The sequence below is a fragment of the Mesorhizobium sp. M7A.F.Ca.US.014.04.1.1 genome, assembly GCF_003998745.1.
Taxonomy (GTDB): domain Bacteria; phylum Pseudomonadota; class Alphaproteobacteria; order Rhizobiales; family Rhizobiaceae; genus Mesorhizobium; species Mesorhizobium ciceri.
The window spans coordinates 1-1,815 of sequence record NZ_RZRW01000841.1 but is presented as its reverse complement, the minus strand read 5'-3'; the positions used below and the strand labels follow the sequence as shown (position 1 = coordinate 1,815).

Here is a 1,815-nt window from a genome sequence, read left to right as displayed (position 1 = left end):
ATGTTGGACAGCGTCAGCCCGGCGAACATCAGCGCGATAGCGCTGGCGCGCTTGTTGCGCGGCACCAGGCTGGCGGCAACGACCGAGCCGATGCCGAAGAAGGCGCCGTGGCCGAAAGCGGTGAAGACACGCGCGGCCATCAGCGTCCAGTAGTTGGGCGAGATGGCGCAAAACAGATTGCCGACGACGAACAGCACGGCCAGCCCGACCAGCACCGGCTTGCGCGGCAAATGCGCAGTGGCCATGGCGACGATCGGGGCGCCGAAGACGACGCCCAGCGCATATCCGGTAACCAGCAGGCCCGCCGCGGGGATCGACACGCCGAGGTCGGCGGCGACCTCAGGCAGCAAGCCCATGATGACGAATTCGGTGGTGCCGATGCAGAAGGACGCAATGGCAAGCGCAAGGATCGGCAAGGGCATGGTGCGTCCAGACTGAATCGGTTCAATTCCAGACTGCGCGAAGCACGCCACCGTGCGCAAGCTGCATTGCTGCATTGCAGCGATGCAGAAAAGGAAGAGCTTTAAAATGGGTCTTCAACGGGCTGTCACGCCAGCGGCTTCAGCTCCTGGGCAATGGTGGGCAGCAACTCCGAAACATTGGGATGGATGTGCACGGCACGCGCCAGCGTGTCGACGGGCGCCTTGGCGTACATCAGGTCGAGCACACAATGGATAGCCTCGTCGCCGCCGGGGCCGAGCACCGAGCAGCCGAGGATCTCCCTGGTGTCGGCATCGACCAGGATTTTCATGAAACCCTGCGTCTCGCCCTTTTCGATAGCGCGGCCGACGCGGGTCATCGGCCGCTGGCCGACCAGCGCGCGACGGCCGGATTTCTTCACTGCGGCCTCGGTCATGCCGCAGCGGCCAAGCGGCGGGTCGATGTAGAGCGCATAGGCTTCGATCCGGTCGCTGACCCTCCGCGGATCGTTGTCGAGCAAATTGGCGGCGACGATCTCGTAGTCGTTGTAGGAGGTGTGGGTGAAGGCGCCCCTGCCGTTGCAGTCGCCCATCGCCCAGATGCCGGGCACGCTGGTGCGCAGCTGGTCGTCGACGGTGACAAAACCGCGCTTGTCGACCTCGACGCCGGCCCTTTCCAGGCCGAGATCGTCGGTGTTGGGCGTGCGCCCCAGCGCCAGCAGCACATGCGAGCCGACCGCCGGTGGCTTGCCGGCGGAGAAGGTCACGGCGATGTCGTCACCCTGTCTGGCGAAGGCAATGTCGTCGGCGCCGACATGGACCGCGATGCCTTCGTTTTCGAGGATCGACAGGATGGCGGCGGAGACATCCTCGTCCTCGCGGCCGGTCAGGCGCGGGCTCTTCTCGACGACGGTGACTTCCGCGCCGAAGCGGCGGAACATCTGAGCGAATTCGAGCGAGATGTAGCTGCCGCCGACGACGACGAGATGGCGCGGCAGCACGTCGAGATCCATCATCGACGAGTTGGTCAGATAGTCGATGTCGTGGATGCCGGGAAGGTCGGGCACCGAGGCGCGGCCGCCGGTGTTGAGGAAGATCTTTTCGGCGGTCAGCAGATCGTCGCCGACGCGCACCGTGTTGGCGGATTCGAAACGCGCATGGCCGCGATAGAGGGTGCACTTGTCCATGCCGGCAATCCAGGTCTCGAGATTGCCGCGAGCGTCGTTTGTGACCTTGTCCTTGCGCGCCTTGATCACCTTGTAATCCACGCCGACCGGCCCGGAGAGCGTCACGCCATAGTCGGCGGCGCGGCGCGCCAGATGCGCGGCATAGGCGCTGGCGACCATGGTCTTGGTCGGCATGCAGCCGGTGTTGACGCAGGTGCCGCCGACCAGCT

At 65.2% G+C, this 1,815-nt stretch carries 2 protein-coding genes; both read right to left on the bottom strand.

The features are described 5' to 3' along the window. The coding region (locus EOA22_RS32170; RefSeq protein ID WP_164756132.1) for an MFS transporter at positions 1-422 on the bottom strand (422 nt) is incomplete at its 3' end. Between the two features lie 125 nt (positions 423-547). Next, positions 548-1,815: FAD-containing oxidoreductase (locus EOA22_RS32165; RefSeq protein ID WP_127390532.1), on the bottom strand; the 1,268-nt coding region annotated here is incomplete at its 5' end.